Below are 851 nucleotides of genomic sequence, written 5' to 3' on the forward strand. Positions count from 1 at the left end.
GCCACGTTGAGGATCATCGGCAGATCTCCCACCTGCATAAAGGTGTAGAACCGCTCTACGCCGTCACGCGCCGATGGACCGACGAAGCTGCCGCTGCGGCTGCCCGCGAACCGCGCGAAGTTCGGGCCACCCGCTATGTTCACGCCGATGTCGGGGACAGCGTAGGGGTGGCGCATGACCCGCGTGCCATCACGCAGGTACAGGTTGATCGCTCCGTCGCGCCCGAGACCGATCCGGTCGAACAGGTGTGTGAAAAAGGACAGCTTCAGGGTTCCGAGGACAACCCCGCCGAATGTGCCATCGGGCTTGTCGATGCGACGGCTGAGCACGACGATGTGGGTGCCCGTCAGTCGGGAGACCAGCGGTTCGCTGATGTAGAGGCCGAGATCGGACCGGGCCTTATGCGCTTGGAAGTAGGCACGGTCAGCGTTGTTCACCTTGCGCGCGGACAGGGTACTCGCGTCGATGATGCTGTCGCCGTTCTCGTCGAGGACCAGCATGACGCCCAGGTCCTGGGCCGTAGCAGCGCGATCAAACAGGACGAGCTGGCGTAGCGCGGGGCTGAGCTGATCGAGGCCCGGGGTTTTGAGGTTGTCGACCACGGCGCGCAGCGAGAGATCGTACATCTCGATGTTGCGGGCAATGTCGCGCTCAAGGACCTGGAGGAGGTTCTTGGAGGTCTGCTCGGCCTTGTCCCAAGCATCCTGCCGCAGATCGAGCAGCATGAGGCCGGAGACCACGACCATACCGAGGGGCGCCAGAACGCCGAGTGCGATCCAGGTGCGGGCGGAACGGAACGGACGCGTCAGGCGCTGCATCGAGGGCATCAGGCACCTCGCGATCGCGCCTAC

At 64.5% G+C, this 851-nt stretch carries 1 pseudogene; it reads right to left on the bottom strand.

The features are described 5' to 3' along the window. Positions 1-827: pseudogene (locus FV242_RS33995) on the bottom strand (GGDEF domain-containing protein); the annotation flags it as partial. Between the last annotated feature and the right edge of the window lie 24 nt (positions 828-851).

Source organism: Methylobacterium sp. WL64, assembly GCF_008039945.1.
Taxonomy (GTDB): Bacteria; Pseudomonadota; Alphaproteobacteria; order Rhizobiales; family Beijerinckiaceae; genus Methylobacterium.